At 70.1% G+C, this 23,219-nt stretch carries 21 protein-coding genes and 1 pseudogene; 12 read left to right on the plus strand and 10 right to left on the minus strand.

What is annotated here, in order from left to right:
- Positions 1 to 12 precede the first annotated feature (12 nt).
- Positions 13 to 1,041, minus strand: coding sequence for a substrate-binding domain-containing protein (locus ACYVL2_RS18770; RefSeq protein ID WP_460546187.1), 1,029 nt, complete (start codon positions 1,039 to 1,041; stop codon positions 13 to 15).
- Between the two features lie 194 nt (positions 1,042 to 1,235).
- On the opposite strand from ACYVL2_RS18770, the gene ACYVL2_RS18775 reads away from it, so the two are divergent.
- Genes ACYVL2_RS18775 through ACYVL2_RS18785 form a run of 3 tightly spaced genes read left to right on the plus strand, consistent with a single transcriptional unit; the run spans position 1,236 to position 4,107 of the window.
- Positions 1,236 to 2,279 (plus strand): FecCD family ABC transporter permease, encoded by a 1,044-nt coding sequence (locus tag ACYVL2_RS18775; protein WP_460546189.1) that lies wholly within the window; start codon positions 1,236 to 1,238, stop codon positions 2,277 to 2,279.
- A complete protein-coding gene (locus ACYVL2_RS18780; RefSeq protein WP_460546191.1) occupies positions 2,276 to 3,286 on the plus strand; it encodes a FecCD family ABC transporter permease in 1,011 nt (336 codons plus the stop codon). The genes ACYVL2_RS18775 and ACYVL2_RS18780 overlap by 4 nt, the downstream gene beginning before the upstream one ends.
- 17 nt (positions 3,287 to 3,303) lie before the next feature.
- Positions 3,304 to 4,107, plus strand: coding sequence for an ABC transporter ATP-binding protein (locus ACYVL2_RS18785; RefSeq protein ID WP_460546227.1), 804 nt, complete (start codon positions 3,304 to 3,306; stop codon positions 4,105 to 4,107).
- Here the strand turns inward: ACYVL2_RS18785 and ACYVL2_RS18790 are convergent.
- Complete coding sequence (locus tag ACYVL2_RS18790) at positions 4,104 to 5,513, minus strand: sensor histidine kinase (RefSeq protein WP_460546193.1); 1,410 nt, start codon at positions 5,511 to 5,513, stop codon at positions 4,104 to 4,106. The two genes, ACYVL2_RS18785 and ACYVL2_RS18790, sit on opposite strands and share 4 nt — an antisense overlap.
- Before the next feature lie 3 nt (positions 5,514 to 5,516).
- Positions 5,517 to 6,278 (minus strand): response regulator transcription factor, encoded by a 762-nt coding sequence (locus ACYVL2_RS18795; protein ID WP_460546195.1) that lies wholly within the window; start codon positions 6,276 to 6,278, stop codon positions 5,517 to 5,519.
- Between the two features lie 198 nt (positions 6,279 to 6,476).
- On the opposite strand from ACYVL2_RS18795, the gene ACYVL2_RS18800 reads away from it, so the two are divergent.
- Positions 6,477 to 7,313: an SDR family oxidoreductase gene (locus ACYVL2_RS18800; RefSeq protein WP_460546197.1), complete on the plus strand. Its 837-nt coding sequence runs from the start codon at positions 6,477 to 6,479 to the stop codon at positions 7,311 to 7,313.
- A 140-nt stretch (positions 7,314 to 7,453) separates the two neighbouring features.
- On the opposite strand, the gene ACYVL2_RS18805 is transcribed toward ACYVL2_RS18800, so the two are convergent.
- Together ACYVL2_RS18805 and ACYVL2_RS18810 are read right to left on the minus strand one after the other, a co-directional pair.
- Complete coding sequence (locus ACYVL2_RS18805) at positions 7,454 to 8,470, minus strand: S-adenosylmethionine:tRNA ribosyltransferase-isomerase (protein WP_460546199.1); 1,017 nt, start codon at positions 8,468 to 8,470, stop codon at positions 7,454 to 7,456.
- Positions 8,467 to 9,162, minus strand: a complete 696-nt coding sequence (locus ACYVL2_RS18810) for an SDR family NAD(P)-dependent oxidoreductase (RefSeq protein WP_460546201.1) — start codon at positions 9,160 to 9,162, stop codon at positions 8,467 to 8,469. Before ACYVL2_RS18810 ends, ACYVL2_RS18805 begins: the two co-directional genes overlap by 4 nt.
- Before the next feature lie 122 nt (positions 9,163 to 9,284).
- Here ACYVL2_RS18810 and ACYVL2_RS18815 point away from each other — a divergent pair, with 122 nt between their 5' ends.
- From ACYVL2_RS18815 to ACYVL2_RS18830, 4 genes are all read left to right on the plus strand, one after another.
- Positions 9,285 to 10,406: a GAF domain-containing sensor histidine kinase gene (locus ACYVL2_RS18815; protein ID WP_460546203.1), complete on the plus strand. Its 1,122-nt coding sequence runs from the start codon at positions 9,285 to 9,287 to the stop codon at positions 10,404 to 10,406.
- Positions 10,399 to 11,019: a transcriptional regulator gene (locus ACYVL2_RS18820; RefSeq protein ID WP_460546205.1), complete on the plus strand. Its 621-nt coding sequence runs from the start codon at positions 10,399 to 10,401 to the stop codon at positions 11,017 to 11,019. The genes ACYVL2_RS18815 and ACYVL2_RS18820 overlap by 8 nt, the downstream gene beginning before the upstream one ends.
- 64 nt (positions 11,020 to 11,083) lie before the next feature.
- The gene (locus ACYVL2_RS18825) at positions 11,084 to 12,133 is read left to right on the plus strand and encodes a hypothetical protein (protein WP_460546207.1); all 1,050 of its coding nucleotides are present in this window, start codon (positions 11,084 to 11,086) and stop codon (positions 12,131 to 12,133) included.
- A gap of 25 nt (positions 12,134 to 12,158) precedes the next feature.
- The gene (locus ACYVL2_RS18830) at positions 12,159 to 12,995 is read left to right on the plus strand and encodes an alpha/beta hydrolase (protein ID WP_460546209.1); all 837 of its coding nucleotides are present in this window, start codon (positions 12,159 to 12,161) and stop codon (positions 12,993 to 12,995) included.
- Here the strand turns inward: ACYVL2_RS18830 and ACYVL2_RS18835 are convergent.
- The 3 genes from ACYVL2_RS18835 to gmd form a co-directional block, all read right to left on the minus strand.
- Positions 12,979 to 13,671: an alpha/beta fold hydrolase gene (locus tag ACYVL2_RS18835; protein ID WP_460546211.1), complete on the minus strand. Its 693-nt coding sequence runs from the start codon at positions 13,669 to 13,671 to the stop codon at positions 12,979 to 12,981. The genes ACYVL2_RS18830 and ACYVL2_RS18835 overlap by 17 nt on opposite strands.
- A gap of 47 nt (positions 13,672 to 13,718) precedes the next feature.
- Positions 13,719 to 14,555, minus strand: coding sequence for an aldo/keto reductase (locus tag ACYVL2_RS18840; RefSeq protein ID WP_460546213.1), 837 nt, complete (start codon positions 14,553 to 14,555; stop codon positions 13,719 to 13,721).
- A gap of 82 nt (positions 14,556 to 14,637) precedes the next feature.
- Complete coding sequence (gene gmd / locus ACYVL2_RS18845) at positions 14,638 to 15,627, minus strand: GDP-mannose 4,6-dehydratase (protein ID WP_460546215.1); 990 nt, start codon at positions 15,625 to 15,627, stop codon at positions 14,638 to 14,640.
- Positions 15,628 to 15,868: 241 nt separating this feature from the next.
- Between gmd and ACYVL2_RS18850 the strand changes: the two genes are divergently transcribed.
- The 3 genes from ACYVL2_RS18850 to ACYVL2_RS18860 all read left to right on the plus strand — a co-directional run bounded on the left by ACYVL2_RS18850 (position 15,869) and on the right by ACYVL2_RS18860 (position 19,163).
- A complete protein-coding gene (locus tag ACYVL2_RS18850; protein WP_460546217.1) occupies positions 15,869 to 17,047 on the plus strand; it encodes an RNA-guided endonuclease InsQ/TnpB family protein in 1,179 nt (392 codons plus the stop codon).
- 155 nt (positions 17,048 to 17,202) lie between these two features.
- Entirely contained in the window at positions 17,203 to 18,180 is a 978-nt protein-coding gene (locus ACYVL2_RS18855; RefSeq protein ID WP_460546219.1) for an NAD(P)/FAD-dependent oxidoreductase, read from the plus strand.
- 17 nt (positions 18,181 to 18,197) lie between these two features.
- Positions 18,198 to 19,163, plus strand: coding sequence for an NAD(P)H-quinone oxidoreductase (locus ACYVL2_RS18860; RefSeq protein WP_460546221.1), 966 nt, complete (start codon positions 18,198 to 18,200; stop codon positions 19,161 to 19,163).
- On the opposite strand, the gene ACYVL2_RS18865 is transcribed toward ACYVL2_RS18860, so the two are convergent.
- Positions 19,160 to 19,801, minus strand: a complete 642-nt coding sequence (locus tag ACYVL2_RS18865; protein ID WP_460546223.1) for a pyroglutamyl-peptidase I — start codon at positions 19,799 to 19,801, stop codon at positions 19,160 to 19,162. The genes ACYVL2_RS18860 and ACYVL2_RS18865 overlap by 4 nt on opposite strands.
- Positions 19,802 to 20,030: 229 nt before the next feature.
- Here ACYVL2_RS18865 and thrS point away from each other — a divergent pair, with 229 nt between their 5' ends.
- Positions 20,031 to 22,055: a threonine--tRNA ligase gene (gene thrS / locus ACYVL2_RS18870; RefSeq protein WP_460546225.1), complete on the plus strand. Its 2,025-nt coding sequence runs from the start codon at positions 20,031 to 20,033 to the stop codon at positions 22,053 to 22,055.
- Between the two features lie 290 nt (positions 22,056 to 22,345).
- Here the strand turns inward: thrS and ACYVL2_RS18875 are convergent.
- A pseudogene (locus tag ACYVL2_RS18875) lies at positions 22,346 to 23,219 on the minus strand (RNA-guided endonuclease InsQ/TnpB family protein); the annotation flags it as partial.

Genomic DNA, 23,219 nt, shown 5'->3' on the forward strand with positions numbered 1-23,219 from the left:
GTGCGCGGCTCGCTAGACGACCTTCTCGGCTCCGGCGATCGCCTCGGCCAGCGCCTCGATGGAGGCGGCGGCGTGCTCGTAGGAGTAGATCGGCTCGGAGTTCCAGCCGAGGATCTGTCCGGCCTGGACGGCCGGGAGCGCGTTCCAGGTCGGGAACTCGGTCAGGCCCTCGGGCTGGATCGACAGTTCGCGGGCGTCGAGGAACAGCAGATCGGCCTGGTACTTGTCGGCGTTCTCCCACGAGAGGCTCTCGAAGTAGTCGCCTTCGTCGAGGTTGTCGGGCACCACGAAGTCCACGCCCAGTTCGGTGTAGAAGCGGGTGTCGTTGCTGTTGCCGGGGTTGGAGGCGTAGAACGTCTCGGGGTAGGCCGAGCAGCACAGGACCTTGACCGGGTTGGCGGCGGCGGCCTCGGTGAGGGCCGAGACGGCCGCGTCGAAGCGCTCCTTTGCGGCGGTGACGGTGTCGGACTCGAGGTCGGCGCCGAGAGAGGCGGCCAGTGCGGCGTGCCGTTCGATGACCTGCGGCAGGGTGTTCTGGCCGTCGTTGGCGCACAGGGCCACCACGGGGGCGAGGCCGGTGACCTCTTCGGCGATGTCCGGCAGGATGTACCACAGGTCTTCGGGGTTGTCGTAGAAGTGGGTCAGGACCAGCTCGGGGCCGAACTCGGCGTAGTCCTTGAGGTCGAACTCGCCGTAGGTGTTGCCGATGATCTCGAGTTCGCCGACCGGGAGGTTGCCGGCCTGGCCGGTGGGGGAGCCGTCCTCGAGCGTGGTGGGGCCGAAGACCGCCGGGACGGTGATGCCGAAGTCGTGGAGGGCGGCGGCCATGCCGGTGTAGGCGACGATGTCGGCCGGGACGGCATCGAGCTCGACCTCTTCGGGGCGGTCGTCGGTGAACGACCAGGGGCCGGATTCCTCGGTCGCCTCGGCGTCGCTCTCGGAGCCGCCGCAGGCGGCGAGAGCGCCGGCCAGACCGAGGGCGCCGCCCCCGGCCAGCAGGCCGCGGCGGCCGATGCGGGCGCGTTCGACGTCGAATGCCATGTCGTGTCTCCTTAAGGAAGGGCCGGAGCCTGGAACCGGGGAAGTGGTTAGGTTAACCTAACAGAAGGCAGGATAGCCTTACCATGGTCCCTGCGTGGCCTCGGCCACGACGGGATCGCGACGCACTCGCGACGGCCGAAGCAGTGGTTAGGTTAGCCTAATCAAAAACCCGTGAGCCCTCCCGGAGCCGCCACTTGACCCCGCACACCGAGTCCCCGCCGGCGTCGCCGAAGTCGGTGGAGGCCTCTCCTTCGCTGCCGCGCAAGACGACCGGCATGCTCGTCGTGCTCGTCGCCCTCGCCGCACTGGCCGTGCTCGGCATCGCCGTCGGCTCGCGGACCATGGGAGCGCCGGAGGTCTGGGCCGGGCTCACCGACCCCGCCGCCGAGGACTACACCGTCGTAACCCGGCTGCGCATCCCCCGCACGCTCCTCGGCATCGCCGCCGGCGCCGCACTCGGACTGGCCGGCGCGCTCATGCAGGCCATGACCCGCAACCCCCTGGCCGACCCCGGCCTGCTCGGCGTCAACACCGGGGCCGCGGCCGCGGTCGTCAGCGCCATCCACTTCCTCGGCGTCGGCAGCTTCATCGGAACGCTCGGCTTCGCCTTCCTCGGCGCCGCCGCGGCCGCCGCGGCCTGCTACCTCATCGCGGGCGCCGCCTCGGCCACCCCGGCACGGCTCGCGCTCGCCGGCGCGGCGATCACCGCCGCCGGATTCGCCTACGTCTCCGGCGTCCAGATCCTCGACACCGCCACGCTCGACCAGATGCGCTTCTGGGCGGTCGGCTCGCTCGTCAACGCCCACACCGTCCCACTCTGGCCGGTCATCGGCCTCATCGCGGCCGCCGGACTGGCGGGCCTGCTCCTCGCCCGGCCGCTGAACGCCCTGGCGCTCGGCGACTCCACCGCCACCGGACTCGGCGTCGACCCGCGGATCCTCCGCGTCGCCGGCATCGCGGTCATCACCGTCCTGGCCGGGACCGCCACCGCCGCTTGCGGACCGATCGTCTTCGTCGGCTTGATCATCCCGCACATCGTGCGCGCCTACACCGGCCCCGACCAGCGCTGGGTGCTCCCGTACTCCGCGCTCGGCGGAGCGGCCTTCCTGGTCGCCGCCGACGTCCTCGGCCGAGTCGCCGGCCGCCCCGACGAAGTCCAGGTCGGCATCGTCTGCGCCGTAGCCGGCGGCCCGTACTTCCTCTACCTCGTCAGCAGCAGGAAGGTGGCCCGCATATGACCGTCGTGCGACTCGGCGCCTACTCAGTCCGCATGCGGACCCGCACCATCGCCGTCGCCGCCGTCCTCACCGCCGCCACCGTCGCCGTCTCCACCGCCTCCTTCGAGATGGCACCCGAACGACTCCTCGCCGCGCTCACCGGATCCGGCACGGCCGCCGAAGACTTCATCGTGTGGACCCTGACCATGCCGCGCATCGCGACCGGCATGGCCGTCGGCTCCTGCCTCGGCATCGCCGGCGCGGTGTTCCAGACCCTCACCCGCAACCCCCTCGGCAGCCCCGACTTCCTCGGCCTGACCCACGGCGCCTCGACCGGAGCCCTGCTCGCGATCCTCTTCACCGGCGCCTCGATCACCCAGGTGACCGGCCTGGCCGCGGCCGGCGCGCTCGCCACCGGCGCGGCCATCTGGTCGCTCACCCGCGGCATCGACCCCTCCGGCTACCGCATCGTCCTGGTCGGCATCGGCATGACCGCCATCCTCACCGGCGTCAACGGCTACCTGCTCACCCGCGCCGACATCTTCGACGCCTCCCGAGCGGTCTTCTGGCTCACCGGCGACCTCTCCGGACGCGACTGGGGACAGGCCGGCATGGTCGCGACGGTCCTGGTCCTCGGCACCGCCACCGCGGCCGTGCTCGGCCGCGGCCTGGAAGCCAATCGACTCGGCGAAGAGGCCGCGGCGGGCCTCGGCGTCCACATCGGCCGCGTCCGCGTCCTGGCGCTCGTGACCGCCTCGGCGCTGACCGCCGGGGCCGTCTCGGTGTCCGGCCCGCTCGCGTTCGTCGCGCTGGCGGCCCCGCAGGTGGCCTGGCGGCTGACGGCCGGGTCGCGGAGTTTCCTGGCCGCCGGGCTGACCGGCGCGCTCATCGTGACCGCAGCCGATGCCCTCGCCGTCGGCGGCATCGGCGACCGGGAGCTGCCGACCGGGGTCGTCACCGGGGTGATCGGCGGCGCCTACCTGATCTGGCTGCTGACCGTGAATCGCAGGAAAGGGGTCATGTCGTGAACGACCCGCAGAGCGGACTGTCCGTGCAGGAGGCCACGATCGGGTACGGCCGCGTCGCCGTCTCCGAGGGCCTGACCGTCGAGATCCCCGAAGGCGGGTTCACCGTCATCATCGGGCCCAACGCCTGCGGCAAGTCGACGCTGCTGAAGGCCCTGGCGCGGATGCTGAAACCTTCGGCCGGGCGGGTGCTGCTCGACGGGCGCGACATCCACTCGCAGCCGACCCGAGCCGTCGCCCGCAGGCTCGGGCTGCTGCCGCAGTCGGCGATCGCCCCCGACGGCATCACCGTCGCCGACCTGGTCGCCCGCGGGCGCTACCCGCATCAGGGCATCCTGCGGCAGTGGTCGGCCGATGACGAACGCGTCGTGGTCGAGGCCATGGAGGCCACCGACGTCGGCGATCTGGCCGCTCGCGGTGTCGACGAGCTCTCCGGCGGGCAGCGCCAGCGCGTGTGGATCGCGATGGTGCTGGCACAGCAGACGCCGCTGCTGCTGCTCGACGAGCCGACGACGTTCCTCGACATCACCCACCAGATCGAGGTGCTCGACCTGTGCGACAAACTCCACCGCGAGGGCCGCACCCTCGTGGCGGTGCTCCACGACCTCAACCAGGCCGCCCGCTACGCCACCCACCTGATCGCCATGCGCGACGGCGCGATCGTCGCCGAGGGCCCGCCCGCCGAGATCGTCACCGCCGACATCGTCGAGAAGGTCTTCGACCTGCCCTGCCTGGTGATCGGCGACCCGGTGACCGGGACGCCGCTGGTGATCCCGAGGGCTCGCCCGAGGGACTGGGAGCACGGTCCGAAGGACATGGGCTAGGACTCGAACTGCGCCTTGGGAATGCGCACTTCTACGGCGGTGCCTTCGCCTTCCTCGCTGTGAAGTCTCAGGTCGCCGCCGTGTCCGGAGACGATCGAGGTCACGATGGACAGTCCGAGCCCGGAGCCGCCGGTGGCGCGCGAGCGCGAGGGGTCGGCCCGGTAGAAGCGGTCGAAGACGCGTCTGCGGTGCTCGGCGGGGATGCCGGGCCCGTGGTCGGCGACGCGAAGCAGCGCCCAGGTTCCCTCGCTCTGGACGGTGACGTCGATGCGCGTCCCGTCGGGAGTGTGGACCCGGGCGTTGGTCAGCAGGTTCACCAGCACCTGGCGCAGCTGGCCCTCGTTGGCGACCACGGTGACCTCCTCGGGGGCGCGCAGTTCGACGGGATGCCCGGGATCTGCGACCTCGGAGTCGTCGACGGCGTCCTGCGCGAGCTGCGCGAGGTTGACCAGTTCGCGGTCGCCGCCGACCTCCTCGTCGAGTCTGGAGAGCACCATGAGGTCGTCGACGAGCTTGGCCAGCCGGGCGTTCTCGGACCCGATGCGCTCCATGGCCCGGTCGAGTTTCTCCCCCGAAGCGGCCGCACCGGACTGGTAGAGCTGCACGTACCCGCCGATCGCGGTCAGCGGTGTGCGGAGCTCGTGGCCGGCGTCGGCGACGAACTGGCGCAGCCGCTCGTGCTGGCGGTCCCGCTCGGCGATCGCCGCGGTGAGCCGGGCGACCATCCGGTTGAGCGCCAGCGATAGCCTTCCCATCTCGGTGCGCGGGTCGGCGGGGGTGATCCGGTGGGCGAGGTGCCCGGCGGCCACCGTCTCGGCGTCGGCGACCATCTGATCGACCGGTCTCATGCCGCGCCGGGTGATGGTCCACGCCGCCACGATCCCCATGGCGGAGACCACGAGTCCGGTGATGACGACCGTCCGGGTGAGCGTCGCGATCGAATCGTGGACGGTGCGCAACGGCGCGGCGACGACGAAGGTGTAGGTGGCGCCGGTGTCGGTGAACAGGAAGTCGGCGGCGTAGGCCCGGTAGGCCATGGCACCGTCGTGCGAGCGGATGTTGAAGAACTCGCCGGTCTGGGGCGGCGATTGGATCCGCGGCAGCGGGTCGTAGTCGTCGACGGTGCCCGACTGCTGGCTCAGCTCGAGCTCGCCGGACTCGTTGAACAGCATCAGCGCGTACTCCGAGGACGGGCCCGGCGCGAAGTCGCCGGGGCCGGCCTCGGAGAGTTTGACCTGGTTGAGCCATCTGCTCAGGTTCGAGGCGGTCGCGACCTTGCCGAGCTGCTCGTCGACCTGGTCGGTGAGTTTGTCCGAGACGATCTGGACGGTCACGAAGCCGATGATCGACACGGCGAAGGGCAGCAGAATCGCCATCGCGACGGCGATCTTGGTGCGGATCGCCACGGGCTACTCCTGCGGTTCGCGCAGCATGTAGCCGACGCCGCGGACGGTGTGGATCAGGCGGGGGCCGAGTTTGTCGAGTTTGCGGCGCAGGTAGAACACGTAGGTCTCGGCCAGGCTCGACTCGGTTTCGAAGTCGTAGCCCCAGACCTGCTTGAGCAGCTCCTGCTTGGACACCACCCTGCCGGAGTTGGCGGCCAGGTAGCGCAGGAGCCGGAACTCGGTGGGGGAGAGGTCGACGGTCGTGCCGGCGCGGCTGACTTGGTGCGCGGCGAGGTCCAGTGAGAGGTCGGCGACGGTGACGGTGTCGTCGGGCCGGATCGCGGCGGACCCGTTGCCGATGGTGCGGCGCAGGACGGCCGAGACCCGCAGTGAGAGCTCTTCGAGCCGGAACGGCTTCATCAGGTAGTCGTCGCCGCCGGAGCCGAAGCCTTCGCGGAGGTCGCCGGGGGCGGTGCGGGCGGTGAGGAAGATGATCGGGGTGCGGTCGCCGTTCGACCGCAGCCGCTCGGCGACGGAGAAGCCGTCGAGGCCGGGCATGTTGACGTCGAGGATGATGAGGTCGGGCCGACGCTCCTCGACGGCGGCGAGCGCGGTGGTGCCGGTACCGGCGGAGTCGACGTCGTAGCCTTGGAACGAGAGCGCCTCGACCAGCAGGTCCGCCAGGCTCTCCTCGTCGTCGACGACGAGGAGGCGTGCGGGGGAACCGTCGGACCTGACCGGTACCTCGGGCGGCGCGGCTCCGGCGGGTTCACTGGTCGAAGTCATCCACCGCTCCCTCGGTCGTCGGGTTCTTCTGCCCGGCCAGCTTATTTCAGGCGCGTGGAGGCCGAAAGGGTCCGCGGGCGTTTCCACGGCACTTCTGGACCGGTTCCCAGGTTTCGTTCAGCCGTGCCGCGAGTCCCGCACCCCGGTAAGTTACCGGCTAGTAGTATCAGGGCGAATCGACTACTTGGAGGCAGAGCAATGAAGCCAGCCGTCAACGACCACCCCATCGCAGGGCGAGCGGCCTTCGTCACCGGCGCGAGCCGCGGCATCGGCAAGGCGATCGCCGTCGCGCTCGGCGCGGCCGGCGCCAAGGTCGCGGTGTTCGCCAAGACCGCCGAACCCCACCCCAAACTCCCCGGCACGATCTACGACACCGCCGCCGAAATCGAGGAAGCCGGCGGCACGGCCCTGCCGATCGTCGGCGACCTGCGCGACGCCGACGCGATCGCCGCGGCGGTCGACCAGGCCGCGAGTGCCTTCGGCGGCCTCGACATCTGCGTCAACAACGCCTCCGCGCTCGACCTCACGCCGCTCGGCGAAATGAGCCTCAAGAAGTTCGACCTCATCACCGCCGTCAACCTGCGCGGCACCTTCGCGACCGTCTCGGCCGCCCTGCCGCACCTGCGCGACTCCGACCACGCCCACCTGCTCACCATCGCCCCGCCCCTGGCGACCGACGCCAAGTGGTTCGACGGCGGCCCCTACACGGCCACCAAGTACGGCATGACGATCATGACCCTCGGCGCCGGCAACACCGAGCCGGGCGTGGCCGCCAACTGCCTGTGGCCGGCCACCACCATCGCCACCGCCGCCGTCGAATTCGCCCTCGGCGGACGGCCCATGATCGAGCGCAGCCGCAAACCGGAGATCGTCGCCGACGCCGCCCTGGCGATCCTCGCCAAGGACCCGGACTCCTACACCGGCAACGCCGTCCTGGTCGAGGACGTGCTCGCCGCCGAGGGCATCACCGACCTGTCCGGGTACTCGGTGGTACCCGGACAGACCGAATTCCAGCCGGACATCTACGTCGACTAGGGCGCGTTTAGCAGCTCAGGGCGAGGTCGAATCGGAGTCGATTCGTTCGCTCGCTCGGCTAATTCATGGCTCGCAGGCTTCGCCAAGGCCGCGGAAGGCGGTCCGGCTACCGGGGTTGTAACCGGACCGCCTGACGCGCCCTAAGCGATGAGGTGGACGTCGCCGAACTCGTGCCACAGGTAGCGGCCCTCGATCGCGGCGGCGTACGACTCGCGCAGCAGCTCGGTCTCGCACAGCGCCTCCAGCATCGACAGGTGCGTCGAGCGCGGCTCGTGGAAACCGGTGAGCAGGCCGTCGACGACCGCGGGCGGCTCGGCCGGCGAGACGATCCGATCGGTGTGCCCGGAGGCCGGCGCGACCGCTCCGCCTTCGACCGCGCTCTCCAGGGCGCGGACGGCGGTGGTCCCGACCGCGATGACCCTGCCGCCGGAGGCCCGGGCCGCGTTCACCGCCCGCGCGGTGTACTCGCCGACCTCGAACCACTCGGGGTAGGGGTCCTCGTCGCTCTCCAGCGACGCCACACCGGTGTGGAGCGTGATCGGCGCGATCCCTACGCCGGCCGAGATCAGCCTCGTGACGATCGGCGCGGTGAACGGCCTGGCCGCACTCGGCATCTCGGCCGATCCGGGGACGGTGGCGAACACGGTCTGGTACGTCTCGATCGGCCAGTCGCGATCGACATAGGAGTACCGGATCGGCTTGCCGTGCTCGGCGAGGTAGTCCGGGACCGACTCGACCGGCGGCCGCGTCACCCACAGCCGCTTGCCGAACCGCTCCTCCAAGACCAGCCGGACGCCTCCCGGCAGGTGAACGACACCGCCGGGGACCTCGCCCAGGTAGGGACGCGGCCCGTCGCGCAGCTCCACCAGCCACGAGCCGTCCTCGCGCGTCGAGGAGAAGTGCAGCTTCCAGCCGTGCTTGGTCGGCACCGACGCCGGCAGCGTCGCCGAATTGTTGACCACCAGGAGGTCGCCGGGCCTCACCAGCGAGCCCAGGTCCGCGAACCGGTGGTGGCCGATCTCGCCGGTGGCCTTGTCGGTCGACAGCAGCCGCACGTCGGAGCGGGAGGACGCCCAGCCGCGGCGCTCGGCGGGCCGGTCGGCCTCCAGCGCGGCGTCGAGCGCGAAGTCGAACGGGGAGGACAGCGTGGTGCTCATCGTGCACTCACCCCAGCGAAAGTCGCGGCTTCGATGCGGCCGCTGGCCGGGCGCGCCGCGACGATCCTGGCGATCGCGTCGGCGGACGCGGCGGGCGAGCCGGCCTCCGCCGCGTCGGCCTCGCCGACCGCGGCGGCCAGCATGTCGGTGTCCATTTCGCCCGGGTCGACCGCCCAGACGGCCACGTCCGGCTCTTCGGCGGCGAGGACGTTCGACAACTGGTCCAGCGCCGCCTTGGCGGCCCCGTAGGAACCCCACGTGGGGTACGGGCCGACCGCGGCGTCGGAGGAGATGTTGACGATGGCGCCCCGGCGCTCCCTGAGCGCGGGCAGCGCCAGCTGCGCCAGCGCGATCGGCGCGCGCATGTTGACGTCGAACAGTCGCGGCCAGGCCGTCAGGTCGGCCTCGCGCAGCTCCGGCAGCGGCGTCTGACCGAGCGTGGAGGCGTTGTTGACCAGCAGGTCGATCCGGCCCTCGGCCAAGCCGACGAGCCGTTGCCGGTGCTCGGGATCGGCGACGTCGCCGGCCAAGTGGGCGGCGCCGAGTTTCTCGGCGACCGCTTCGAGGCGCTCGGCGCCGCGGGCGGTCAGGATCAGGCTCCAGCCGTCGGAGGCGAGTCGTTCGGCCAGCGCCCGGCCGAGTCCGGCCGAGGCGCCGGTGATGATGGCGGTGCGATTCTCGTTGGTGTTCATGGGATCGACGCTATGGCCGCTCGCGCCCGGGCACATCGGGCTCAGGTCGCGCTGGTCCTGCACCGGGGGTCCTAGGACCAGCGTCGGAGTGCGCGGCCCGGGATTTCGACTAGGTTGGAGGCGTGACCGCTTCCCATTCCGACTCCACGGCGCTGCTGCACGAGGTGTCGGCCGCCGTCGGCGCGATCACGCGCCACCTGTCGGTCTCCCAGGTGCTCGAGGTGATCGTCTCCTCGGCGCGGCGCCTGGTCGGCGCCGACTACGCCGCGATCGGCATCCCCGACGAGGCCGGCGGCTTCGCCGAGTTCATCACCGACGGCATCAGCGAGGAGCAGCGCCTCGAGATCGGGCCGCTGCCGCGCCAGCACGGGATGCTCGCCGCGATCCTCACCGAGACCGATCCGATCCGCCTGCCCGACCTGCGGCGCGATCCGCGCTACCGGTGGTGGCCCAAGGCCCACCCGTCCATGGCCGCGCTGCTCGGCGTCCCCATCCGCGAAGGCGACCGGACCTTGGGGATCGTCGTCCTCACCAACGGCCTGGGGCGGCCGGCGTTCACCGAGGCCGACACCGAGCTGATCGAACTGATCGCCTCGCACGCGGCCATCGCGCTCACCAACGCCCGCCTGTACGAGCGCAGCCGCGAGCTCACCGTCGTCGAAGAGCGCAACCGGCTGGCGCGCGAGCTCCACGACGCGGTCATGCAGCGCCTGTTCTCCCTGCGCCTGTCGGCTCGCGCGGCCGCCAAACAGGTCGAGACCAGCCCCGCCGAAGCCGCCAAACGGCTCGAGGAGGTCGAAGCGCTCGCCGCCGACGCCATCGGCGAACTGCGCGGCGTCATCATCGAACTGCGGCCCGCCGACCTCGACGCCCACGGCCTGGTGGAGACCCTGCGGCGGCACGTGACCCTGCTCGACCGCCTCCACGACACCGAAGTGTCCTTCACCGCCGAAGCGCCGGTGGACCTCTCCCGCGACTGCGAGGTCGAGGTCCTGCGGATCGTCCAAGAGGCCCTCGGCAACGCGTTCCGGCACGCGGGTGCCGGCCGCGTCGACGTCGCCGTCGAGGCCGACCGGATCGTCATCGCCGACGACGGCGCCGGATTCGACGCCGAAGAGGCGGCCACCCGCGGGCTCGGCCTGCTGTCCATGCGCGAGCGGGCCACCGCGTTCGGCGGCAGGCTCGACGTCGCCACCGCCCCGGGGCACGGCACCGTCATCACCCTGGAGCTGCACCGTGAATGAGATGATCCGAATCCTGCTCGTCGATGACCACCCCGTGGTCCGCCAAGGACTGCGCGCCTACCTTGAGCTCGAGCCCGACTTCGTGATCGCCGGCGAGGCCGGCGACGGCGACGAAGCGCTGGCCGTCATCGCCGCCGACAAGCCCGACGTGGTCCTGCTCGATCTGAAGATGCCCGGCCTCGACGGCCAGTCGGTGCTCGAGCGCCTCGACGCCGACGGACCCCGCGTACTGGTGCTGACCTCGGCCACCGACGGCGAGCGGGTACCGGCCGCGATCGAGGCGGGTGCCGCCGGCTTCGTCTACAAGGACATCGACCCCGACGCGCTCGCCGCCGCCATCCGAACCGTCCACGCCGGACAAGCGCTGCTCTCACCGGCGGCGATGCGCGGACTCATGTCCGGGAACGGCGGCGGCGACGCGCCGTCGCTGACACCGCGCGAGCGGCAGGTCCTGGGCCTGATCGCGAAAGGCCAGACCAACCGGCAGATCTCCAGGGCCCTCGGCGTCTCGGAGAAGACGGTGAAGACGCACGTGACGAACCTGCTGCGCCGGATCAACGCGGCCGACCGCACCCAGGCAGCCCTGTGGGCCGTCCGCCACGGCATCGGCTGAAGCCGGGGGAGCGGGCCAACCGTCTACTGCGGTATTACGAACTGTGTTCGCTTATGCTCCGTGCGTGCCTCGATCACGGAACCCCATAACCAATGGCCTCGCCCCGCTCGCAGCACTCGCCCTCGGCGCCACCGGATGCGCGGCCATCGAACCCCTCGAAACCACCGGCCTCTACGAGACGGTCAGGGGAACCAGCGATACCGCCTGGTGCCAGCAGGGCGACGACGCCCGGCTCTACGAGAACGGCTCGGACCTCAGAGGCCCCCACTTCTCCATCTCGTTCCTCTGCCACTACGCCGGATCCGAGATCCCCGAACACGTCGTTGCCGAAGCCGAGCAACTGGACGACCTGCCGCAGCTCATCAGCGGAGCGGAATACCTCGTCAACCAGATGGCCATCGCACCGACCTACGAGAGCGAACACGAACTCGGCGCCGTCGAAGCGTGGATCGAAGCCGGCGGCCAGAAGCTCGAGCTCGGCTCCCTGCCCGTCCGCGGCGGCTACGTCGCCGTCACCGTGCCGGCGGGAGACGACGCCGTCCTGTGGGTCGAAGACGAAGGCCGCGCCCAAGGCCTCGACTTGCGCACCGGAGCCCAGATCGATCCGATCGGCGCCTACTACAACGACCTCGGCCTCGGCGCATTCGCCGGCAGCGGCGGATACGAGTTCGACGAGATCAAGATGATCAACGACATCGGCGTACTCACGGTGACCTGCAGCAGCTCCTGGTCCGAGGTGACGAGGTCCGTGTGGTCCGAGGAGCGCGGCTGGGCCGCGGACGGACATGCCCACCTCACCTTCCAGTTCCGATGGTGCGGCTCCGAGGACAGCGAATACCTCGATTACGTCCATTGGAAACTCGACCGCGGGCGCGCCCTCAAAGTATGGAACGACGACGAATCCTATGAACCGGTCGAATGGAACGAAGGCGAAGACCAAGGAGACGGTTGGGTGCTCGAGACCGCGGTGTTCGAGATCCCCGTCGAGGCCGCGGAACTCACGTTCGAGTTCACGCCGGTGGGCGAACTCAAGGCCCTCGGCCGTGCCGAGGCCGGCGGCGACTTCCAATTCTCCTCCGCACCCGAGCCCGGCGAGTGGGAAGTGAGCTTCTGAGCCGAGGCCCCGGCATAATGCACCTATGCCGTGGACCGGGATCGCGCGTTTCGCCGTCATCGTCGTCCTCATCGGGGCGCTGGTGGTCCTCGCCGCCTGGCTCGGGCAGCGCGCGCTGATCTACCACCCGGACACCTCGACCCCGACGCCCCCGCCCGGCGCCACCGCCGTCACGCTCCACACGAGCGACGACCTCGAGCTCACCGCCTGGGAGATCGCGCCCGCACCGGCGGACGACCGTGCCGCGGCCGTCCTCGTCGCGCCCGGCAACGCCGGCAATCGCGCCGACCGCGTCGGACTCGGCGCCGCCCTGGCCGACGAGGGCTTCACCGCACTGCTGCTCGAATACCGCGGCTACGGCGGCAACCCCGGGTCACCGAGCGAGCAGGGCCTCTACGACGACGCGCGCGCCGGCTGGGAGCACCTGCGCGAACGATTCGAGGCCGACCGGATCCTGCTGTTCGGCGAGAGCATCGGCGCCGGAGTCGTCACCGCACTGTCGACCGAGGTCGACCCCGCGGGACTGGTGCTGCGCTCACCGTTCACCAGCCTGGCCGACACCGGCCGGCACCACTATCCGCTCCTGCCGGTCGGCCTGCTGCTGCGCGACCGCTACCCCGTGACCGAGCACCTCGAGTCGAACACCGCCCCGGTCGTGGTGATCCTCTCCGAGAACGACGAAATCGTCCCGGTCGAGCAGAGCCGAGCGGTCGCCGAGGCCGCCGAGCGGGCCGGAGCCGCGGTGACGGTCGTGGAGGTCGACGCCTCGGGACACAACGACCCGACCCTGTTCGACGGCCCCCATGTGGTCGACGGCGTCACCGCGCTGGCCGACGAGCTCGGGCTCACGGCCACCCGTTGAGGATCTCGGTCAGCAGCGCAGCCGTCTCGTCCGGGCGGGTCATGATCGCCAAGTGGTCCCCGTCCAGGTGCCGAACGGGCCAGCCCATGCGCTCGGCTTCGGCCGCGTAATCGCGGTACACCTCACTCAGCCGCACATACGCGCATCGAGGAGGCGGCCAGACCTCCGACTCGGGGGTGGTCTCCTCCAAATACGCCAACGGTATCCGCGGCAGCTCCTCGACGAACCGCTCGCGGATGTCGGCGTCCGGCAACAGCTGCGCCGTCACCTCCGGCCCGAACCAGTCGCTCCACTTGGGCAGTACGCCGTCCTCGGCCAGACCGAGCAGATGCTCGCGCATCTCCGGCAGGACCGACTCCAACCAGCTCTCGCCCGGATGCGGCAGCAGCGCGTCGACGAAGACGGCCCCGGCCGCCTGCGGAACCGCTTCGGCGATCGTCGGCAGCAGCGCCCCGGCGCCGCTGTGCGCGACCAGCACCACCGCGCCCGAAGGAGCGGCCTCGGTGATCTGGCGGCCGACCGACTCGGCGACCGCGTCATGATACGGCGGTCCTGAGGCGAACACGTCGGCGAACGACGGCACCGACACCCGGCGGCCGCCGCGCCGCAGCGAGTCGGCCACACCGTCCCATACCGAGGGGCCGGTCAACGGGCTGTGCACGAGCACGATCGTCACGTCGTCCACAATATGCGCCGGGTCCGACCCCGTCTCCGGGAGCCCGCTCAACGGTCGCCGCCGGCAGGGTCGATGCCTTGACGCCTGCCGGTCTCGAGTCCGTCGATCCTCGCGAGCTCGTCCTCGGTGAGCTCGAAATCGAACACGTCCAGGTTCTCGCCGATGCGCTCGGCGCGCGAGGACTTCGGGATCACGATGCAGCCGCGCTGCAGATGCCACCGGATGACCACCTGGGCCGGCGACTTGCCGTGCGCCTCGGCGGTCTCGGCCACCGCGGCCTCCTTCAGCAGCGAGCCGGTGCGCTGGCCCAGAGGTCCCCACGACTCGGTGGCGACGCCGTGCTCGGCGTGCCAGTCCCGCAGCTCGGCCTGGTTGAAATAGGGGTGCAGCTCCACCTGGTTGACCGACGGCCACACGCCGGTCTCGTCGTGGATACGGCGGAGGTGCTCGGGCAGGAAGTTCGACACGCCGGCCGAGCGGATCAGCCCCTCCTCCTTGGCCTTGAGCATGGCGTCGAAGGTCTCGACATAGAGGCCCTGCTTGGGGGACGGCCAGTGGATCAAGTACAGGTCGACGTAGTCGGCGCCCAGACGCTCGAGGGACTCCTCGATCGCGCGCCGGGCCGCGTCGTAGCCGTGGTGGTCGTTCCAGACCTTCGTAGTGAGGAAGACGTCCTCGCGGGGCAGCCCCGAGTCGCGGACGGCGCGTCCGACGCCGACCTCGTTGCCGTACATCTCGGCGGTGTCGATCAGCCGGTAGCCCAGTTCGATCGCCGTCTCGACCGTGCGCCGGGCCTCGTCGTCGCCGACCTTGTAGGTGCCGTAGCCGATGCGCGGCATGGAGACGCCGTCGTTGAGAGTGATCGGTGCGCTGAGATCAGTCATGTCCGCGATGGTATCCACTCTCCGGACCGGTCAGGCCGGTTCGGTGGCTTCCGGCCGCCGCCGCGCGGGCCGAGTCGCGAGCTCAGCGCCCGCGCAACTCCGCCCGGTCGGCGTCGACCATGAGCCGCGCCAGCTCGTCCCAGTGCACGCGGGCCCTCCAGCCGATCTCCCGGTCGATCTTCGCCGGGTTCCCGACCAGTTCGGGCACCTCGGCCGGCCGCTCGTACCGGTCGTCGTGCTCGACGTGGTCGCGCCAGTCGAGCCCGGCGTGCGCGAACGCGGCCTCGGCGAAGTCGCGGACGGTCGCGGGCCGTCCGGTCGCGATGACGTAGTCGACCGGCTGGGAGTGCTGAAGCATCAGCCACATCGCCTCGACGTACTCGGGCGCGTAGCCCCAATCGCGCACCGCGTCGAGGTTCCCCAGGTAGACCCGCTTCTCGACGCCCGCTTCGATCCGAGCGACCGCCCTGGTGATCTTGCGGGTCACGAACGTCTCGCCGCGGCGAGGACTCTCGTGGTTGAACGCGATGCCGTTGACCGCGAACATGCCGTAGGACTCGCGGTAGTTGATCGTCGCCCAGTGCGCGTACAGCTTCGCCACCCCGTACGGGCTGCGCGGGTGGAACGGCGTGCTCTCGTCCTGCGGCGGGACGGCCAGCCCGATCATCTCCGAAGTGGAGGCCTGATAGACGCGGGTGTCGATCCCCGAGGCGCGCACGGCCTCCAGCATCCGGATCGCCCCGAGCGCGGTGACGTTCGCGGTGTACTCCGGCAGGTCGAAGCTCACGCGCACGTGGCTCTGCGCGGCGAGATTGTAGATTTCGTCGGGCTCGATGTCGCGGATGAGATTGACCAGGAGACCGGCGTCGGTGACGTCGCCCTTGTGGAGGAAGAGCCTGCGCCCCGACTCGTGCGGGTCCTGGTAGACCGCGTCGAGCCGGGAGGTATTGGCGATCAGCGACGAAGTGTGCCGCACGATCCCGTGGACCTCGTATCCCTTGGCGAGCAGCAGCTCGGCGAGGTACGAGCCGTCCTGACCGCTGATGCCGGTGATCAGTGCCGACCGTGACAAGTGCTCAGCCTCTCTCTCGTGAGCGGCCCAGTCTAGTTGCGCCGCTCGCCGCCGTCCGCGATGCGGCCGACCGTCACGGTCCCGCCACCCCGTCACGATCGCTACCGGTCTCCCGGAGAATGCTCCGGCCTTCAGGCCGGAGGTGAATCCGGGGCGATTGCCTGCTCGCGGTCCCGCGAAGCGGGCCCGCGAGACCATAAGCGGACGCATGGGCTGATATGAGTATCATATTCGCGCGCTCTTGCGGTACCGGTATCGGATCTACCCGACGCGTCCCCAGCGGCAATCGCTGGCGTGGGCGTTCGGGTGCGCGCGGGTGGTCTACAACGACGCCGTGGCCGCCCGCAAAACCGCGCACGCCGAGGGTCTGCCGTACCCGGCCACGGCCGCCTTGTCGAAGGCGCTGATCACCGACGCCAAGCACACCCCCGAGCGGGCGTGGCTGGCCGGAACGTCGGCCGTGGTGTTGCAGCAGGCCCTGGCTGACGCCGACCGTGCGTGGCGGAACTTCTTCGCCTCGCTCAAAGGCAAGCGGCAGGGCCCGCGCATCGGTCCGCCGAGGTTCAAGCGCCGCACGGGCATGCAGGCGATCCGCTTCACCCGCAATGCCAGGTTCGCCGTGCTCACGGGCGGCAGGCTGCGCCTGCCGAAGATCGGGGAGGTCAAGGTGGCCTGGTCCCGCGAACTGCCGTCCGCGCCGTCCTCGGTCACGGTCATCAAGACCGCGACTGGGAAGTACTGCGCTTCGTTCGTGGTCGAGCTGGACGACGGCGCAGAGGCAGCCGAACCGATTCCGGACGAGGACGCTGAGACCGGCATCGATCTCGGGCTCAAGAGCTTCGCGGTCCTGCGCGGCGGGAAGGTCATCGAGTCGCCGAAGTTCTTCCGCAAGCTCGAACGCAAACTCAAGAAGGCGCAGCGGGAACTCTCCCGCAAGGCCAAGGGATCGGCGAACCGGGCCAAGGCCCGCGTCCGCGTGGCGAAGATCCACGAGAAGGTCAAGCACACTCGATCCGACTGGGTCGACAAGCAGGTGGCCCGCATCGTTGCCGAGAACCAAGGCATCTATGCGGAGAGCCTGCACGTCAAGGGACTGGCGAGGTCACGCATGGCCAAGTCGGTGGCCGACGCGGCGTTCGGCATGTTCCTCGCCCGCCTCGAATCCAAAGCGCACCGTGCCGGGCGGATATTCGCGGCCGTGGACCGATACTTCCCGTCCACCCGGTTGTGCTCGGCCTGTGGCGCGCTCACCGGGCCGGGGGCCTGGACGGGCTCAGCGTCCGTCGGTGGGCGTGCGCATGTGGAGCCGAGCACGGCCGGGACGCGAATGCCGAGATCAACATCCGCCGCGAAGGCAGGTGCCTCGCGGCTCTCGCCGCAGGGCATGCGGAGAGATAAAACGCCTGCGGAGGCCAGGTAAGACCCAGGAAACCGGGCACCGGCCGTTGAAACAGGAACCCACCCGTAGACGGAACGCAGCAGTGAACCGCAAGCCGGGAATCTCCTCGCTTCTCAGGGAGGAGAGGATGTCAAGATGTGGTGATGTACCCCAACCAACGGAGTCGGTGATCGTGAATGCCCGATATCGAAGTGGATCTCGCCATCATCGGCGCCGGGCCCACCGGCCTCTACGCCGCTTACTACGCCGGGTTCCGGGGCCTGTCAACCGTAGTCGCCGACGCGCTTCCCGAACCCGGTGGCCAGGTCACCGCCATGTACCCCGAGAAGCTCATCTTCGACGTGGCCGGGCTCCCCGAGATCAAGGGCCGCGACCTGGTCGACAACCTGGTCCGGCAGGCCGCCCAGTACGACCCCGCGTACCTGCTCGGCCGCCGGGCCGAGAAGCTCCACCACGCCGACGGCAAACCGGTCCTCGAGTTCGACGACGGCACCCGCGCCGCCTGCGAGACCGTGCTCATCACCGGCGGCCTCGGCAGCTTCACCTCCCGGCCGCTCCCGGCCGCCGACGACTTCCACGGCGACGGCGTGGTCTACTTCGTCCCCGAACTGGCCGCCCACGCGGGGCACGACGTCGTGATCGTCGGCGGCGGCGACTCCGCCTTCGACTGGGCGCTGGCGCTGCACCCCATCGCCCGCAGCGTCACCCTCGTCCACCGCCGCGACCGGTTCCGCGCCCACGCCGCCAGCGTCGAGCGCGTCCGCGCGCTCGGCGTCCCGATCATCGTCAACACCCAGATCACCCGCCTGGTCGGCGGCGACCGCGTCACCGGCGTCGAGATCCAGGTCAAGGGCGAGGACGAGACCCGGGAGCTCCCGGCCGACACCGTGGTCGCCGCGCTCGGCTTCACCGCCGACCTGGGACCGTTGACCGAATGGGGCCTGGAGATCGACAGGCGCACCGTGCTCGTCGACTCCACAATGGCGACCAATCTGCCCAGGGTCTTCGCCGCCGGCGACATCGCCCAGTACCCGGGCAAGGTCAAGCTCATCGCCACCGGCTTCGGCGAGGCGGCCACGGCCGTCAACAACGCCGCGGTCATCATCGACCCCGACGCCCATCTGTTCCCCGGCCACTCCAGCGAGGGGACGTAAGTCTTAGGATTCGCATCATGCTTGCCTTGACCGTCGTTGACGGGAAACTCGTGCCCGACACGGTTCCCGACCCCGAGCCCGGCCCCGAAGACGTGCTCATCGAAGTCGCGGCCGCCGGTGTGAACCGGGCCGACCTGCTCCAAGTCGCCGGCCACTACCCGCCGCCGCCGGGCACGCCCGCCTGGCCCGGCCTCGAAGTCTCCGGCACCATCATCGCCGTCGGCGACGACGACAACTCCAGCCTGGTCGGCACCGAGGTGTGCGCGCTGCTCTCCGGCGGCGGCTACGCCGAACTGGCCACCGTCGACGCCGGACTGGTCCTGCCCAAGCCCGAAGGCGTGGACCTGGTCGACGCGGCGACGCTGCCCGAGGCCGCCGCCACCGTCTACTCCAACCTCGGCTACCTGCTCGGCGCACGCGGCGACGAACCGCCGCGCGTCCTCGTCCACGGCGGCGCCGGCGGCATCGGCACCTTCGCCGTCCAGTTCGCACACCGGCTCCTCCACGCCGAAGTCTGGACCACCGCCCGCTCGGACTTCGCGAAAGAACTCGAAGGACTCGGCGCCGACAAGGTCCTCGACTACCGAGAAGACGACTTCGCCGCGCAGCTCCAGGCCGCCGGGGGCGCCGACGCCGTCCTGGACATCATCGGCGCGGCCTACTTCGAGGACAACCTCAAGGCCCTCGCGACCGACGGCCGCCTGACCATCATCGGCCTCCAGAAGGGACGCACGGCCGAGATCGACCTCGGCAGGCTCCTCACCGCGCGCCACACCATCGCCGGGACCACCCTGCGCGCCAGGCCCATCGAGCAGCGCCGCCAGATCCTCGCCGAAGTCTTCGAGCACGTGTGGCCATCGTTGGACTCCGGCGAGATCAAACCGGTCGTCACCACCCGCATGCCGCTCAAATCGGCCGCCGAGGCCCACGGCGTCATGGAGGCCGGGGGCCACTTCGGCAAGATCGTGCTGACCGCCGACTAGTGCGTCGCGCCGGTGGCGGGGCCGAAGGAGTCCTGACCGGCGAAGGCCGCCTCGGCGATCGCCGCCAGCGCCCGGCCCGCAGATTCGGCCGCCAGCGTCGGATAGCCGCCGTCGAGGGACTGCTCGGGCGTCAGCGGCACGTGCACGAACCCGCCCAGCAGCCCCGGGCGGACGGTCGCGAGGCGCATGAGCCGGTAGAAGACCGCGTTGCACACGTACGAGCCGGCGGTGAGCGACTCGGCCGTCGGCACTCCGGCCCCCCGCGCGGCCGCCACGCAGCGGCGCAGCGGTAGATTCGTGAAGTACGCGTCCGGCCCGCCGGGGTCCAGCGGTACGCCGACCGGCTGTCGCCCGTCGTTGTCCGGGATCGAGGCGTTCACGAGGTTCACGGCCACCCGCTCCACGGTCACCGCCTGACGGCCCGCCGCCTGTCCGACCGCGAGGACCACGTCGGGTTCGGCCCGTTCGATCGCGGTCTCCAGCGCGTCGGGACCGCCGGAGAACGTCACCGGCAGCAGCGCCGTGTCGAACACCGTGCCCGCGACCGGCTGTTCCGCGGCGGCTTTGACCGCCTCCCACGACGCGTTGCCGTCGATCGAGTCGAAGGGTTCGAATCCGGTCAGCAGCACTCGGTGCATGAGCGACCTCTCCGGTAGGACTGCGGCGCGCCCGAGCGACGGGCACGTGGTTCGCCTCCAACGGTACTGTCGCTCGCCGAGGCGAGACCTCGGTCGGGGCGCGCCTCGGATCCGCTCGCGGCCGCGGCACGACCGCGGTAATGCGTTGGAGTCCGGGCTGCGCCGGCGATTACCATTGACCCGAATACGAGTGCCGAGTCCGGCTCGGCCGAGCGAACGAGGGAGAACCGTGGCATCCGCAGCGCCGAACACCAGTCCAGCCGTCGTCGAACCGCTCTGGGTGACGGCTGGCACTACGTGCGCCGACGCCGTGGTCGAGGCCGGCCTCCCCGTCAAGGGACCCGACGCGATCGTGGTCGTCCGCGACGCCGACGGGCGGCTGCGCGACCTCGACTGGGCCCCCGAGACCGACGCCAAGGTCGACCCGGTGCCGCTGAACAGCCCCGACGGCCTCAACGTCATGCGCCACTCGGCCGCGCACGTCATGGCTCAGGCCGTCCAGGAGCTGCACGAGGCGAAGCTCGGCATCGGACCGCCGGTGACCGACGGCTTCTACTACGACTTCGACGTCGATGAGCCGTTCACTCCCGAGGACCTCAAGCAGATCGAGAAGCGCATGCTTCAGATCATCAAGCAGGGGCAGACCTTCCACCGCCGCAGGTACGACTCGCTCGACCAGGCGCGCGCCGAGCTGGCGCACGAGCCCTACAAGCTCGAGCTGATCGAGACCAAGGGCGAGGGCGCCGACGCCGACGAGGTGATGGAGGTCGGCGGCGGCGAGCTGACCGCCTACGACAACGTCGACCCCAAGAGCGGCGAGCGGTGCTGGTCGGACCTGTGCCGGGGCCCGCACCTGCCGTCGACCAGGCTCATAGGCGCGGTCAAGATCATGCGCTCGGCGGCCGCCTACTGGATGGGTTCGGAGAAGAACCCGCAGCTGCAGCGCATCTACGGGACCGCGTGGCCGACCAAGGCCGAGCAGAAGGAGTACCTCCAGCGCCTGGAGGAGGCCGCCAAGCGCGACCACCGCAAGCTCGGCCAGCAGCTCGACCTGTTCAGCTTCCCCGAGGAGCTCGGCTCGGGCCTGCCGGTGTTCCATCCCAAGGGCGGCATCGTCCGCTACGAGATGGAGTCCTACCTGCGCGAACGCCAGAAGGCCGCCGGGTACGAGCTGGTGAACACCCCGCACCTCACCAAGGGGAAGCTGTTCGAGACCTCCGGGCACCTGCCGTACTACGCCGACTCGATGTTCCCGCCGATGGAGTTCGAGGGCTCCGACTACTACGTCAAGGCCATGAACTGTCCGATGCACAACCTGATCTACCGGTCGCGGGGCCGCTCCTACCGGGAGCTGCCGCTGCGCCTGTCGGAGTTCGGGTCGGTGTACCGGTACGAGAAGTCCGGTGTGGTCCACGGGCTCACCCGTGTGCGCGGCATGACCCAGGACGACGCCCACATCTACTGCACCGACGAGCAGGCCCCCGGGGAGATCAAGAGCCTGCTGGAGTTCGTGCTGCAGCTGCTGCGCGACTACGGCCTGGACGATTTCTACCTGGAGATCTCCGACAAGGACGACTCGCCGAAGTTCATCGGCGACGACGCCCTGTGGCAGTCCTCGGTGGCGATGCTCCGGCAGGTGGCCGAGGAGTCCGGGCTCGACCTCGTCGACGATCCGGGCGGTGCGGCGTTCTACGGCCCGAAGATCTCGGTGCAGGCCAAGGACGCGATCGGGCGGACCTGGCAGATGTCGACGATCCAGCTGGACTTCAACCAGCCGGAGCGGTTCGGGCTCGAGTACTCGGCGGCCGACGGCACCCGCAAGCAGCCGATCATGATCCACCGGGCCCTGTTCGGCTCGATCGAGCGGTTCTTCGGGGTGCTGCTGGAGCACTACGCCGGCGCCTTCCCGGCCTGGCTGGCCCCGGTGCAGGCGGTCGGCATCCCGGTGCGCGACGAGAACGCCGACTACCTCGAGGGCTTCATCGGCAGGCTCCGTGAGCGCGGCCTCCGCGCCGAGGTCGACCACTCCGACGACCGGATGCAGAAGAAGGTCCGCAACGCGCAGCTGCAGAAGATCCCGTTCATGGTCATCGCCGGCGACGACGACCAGAACGCCGGGACCGTCTCCTTCCGCTACCGGGACGGCTCCCAGCGCAACGGCGTCCCGATCGACGAGGCGGTCGCCCACGTGGCCGAGGTGGTCGAGTCCCGCACGAACCACGGCCCCTCCGCCGCTGAACCAGAGGTGCATTAGCGAGGCGTGACCAGTGATGGATCCGCCTGGACGGGGTTATCCGTCCAGGCGGATTATTTTTGCGCGCGCGATGTGTCGCTGCTACGCTGACTATGACAAATATATTATGTTTCTAGGGTGACTTGGAACATCAAGACGCACCCCGCGGTAAGAGAGTGGCTCCTAGATATCGAGGTGAACGATCCTCTGAGTGCCGGTTTGATTCGCCAGGCGATCGCGCAGCTCGCCGATGAAGGGCCGGCTGCGAAGCGCCCGCTCGTGGATCGGGTCAGGGCCGGGCAGGGGGCCAGTCAATACCACAACTTGACTTCCTCCTCTCCCTGAAGGGAGGGGATTCCAGTCGTCACCGACTGGGTTTCCTGTTTCATCGACAGTCGCACTCGCCCTAGGAGGGTTCGTGTCTTACACCGTCTCGGCAGGCGGTAACGGCCAGCCCGGCCGCCAGAATGTTCTCCGCCGCGTTCACATCGCGGTCCTGGGTGTGCCCGCACGCGGGGCATTCGAAGACCCGCTGCGACAACGGCACCGATGCTTTGAGCGTGCCGCACGCCGAACACGTCTTGCTGGAAGGCAGCCAACGGTCGACGGCGACCACGGTCCGGCCTGCCCATTCGGCCTTGTACTCGATCATGCGGCGGAACTCGGTCCAGGCCGCGTCCGCGATCGCACGCGACAGACGGCCGCCTGCGAGCATCCCGCGCACGTGCAGATCCTCCACGGCGATCACTTGGTTCTCGTTGACCAGCCGGGTGGTGAGCTTGTGCAGGGAGTCGCGCCGCCGGTCGGCGATGCGGGCGTGAGCCCGGGCGAGTTCGATCTGGGCTTTGCGGTAGTTGTTCGAGCCCTTCTGCTTGCGGGACAGGTTCTTCTGTCGTCTGCGGATGCGCTCGCGGTCGCGCCGCTCATGGCGCGGGTTGGTGATCTTCTCACCGGTGGAGAGGGTGAGCAGGCTCGTGATCCCGGCGTCCACGCCGACCGCCGTGTCCCGCTCCGGCAGGGTCGGGATGTCTGCTTCGACCAGGAGCGAGACGAACCAGCGTCCGGCCGCGTCGCGGGAGACGGTCACGGTGGAGGGCACCGCGCCGACCGGAAGTCTGCGCGACCAGCGGATCTTCAGAGGTTCGGACTGTTTGGCGAGCGTGAGTTGGCCGTTGGTGAACTTGA

The sequence above is a fragment of the Glycomyces halotolerans genome (genome assembly GCF_054779575.1).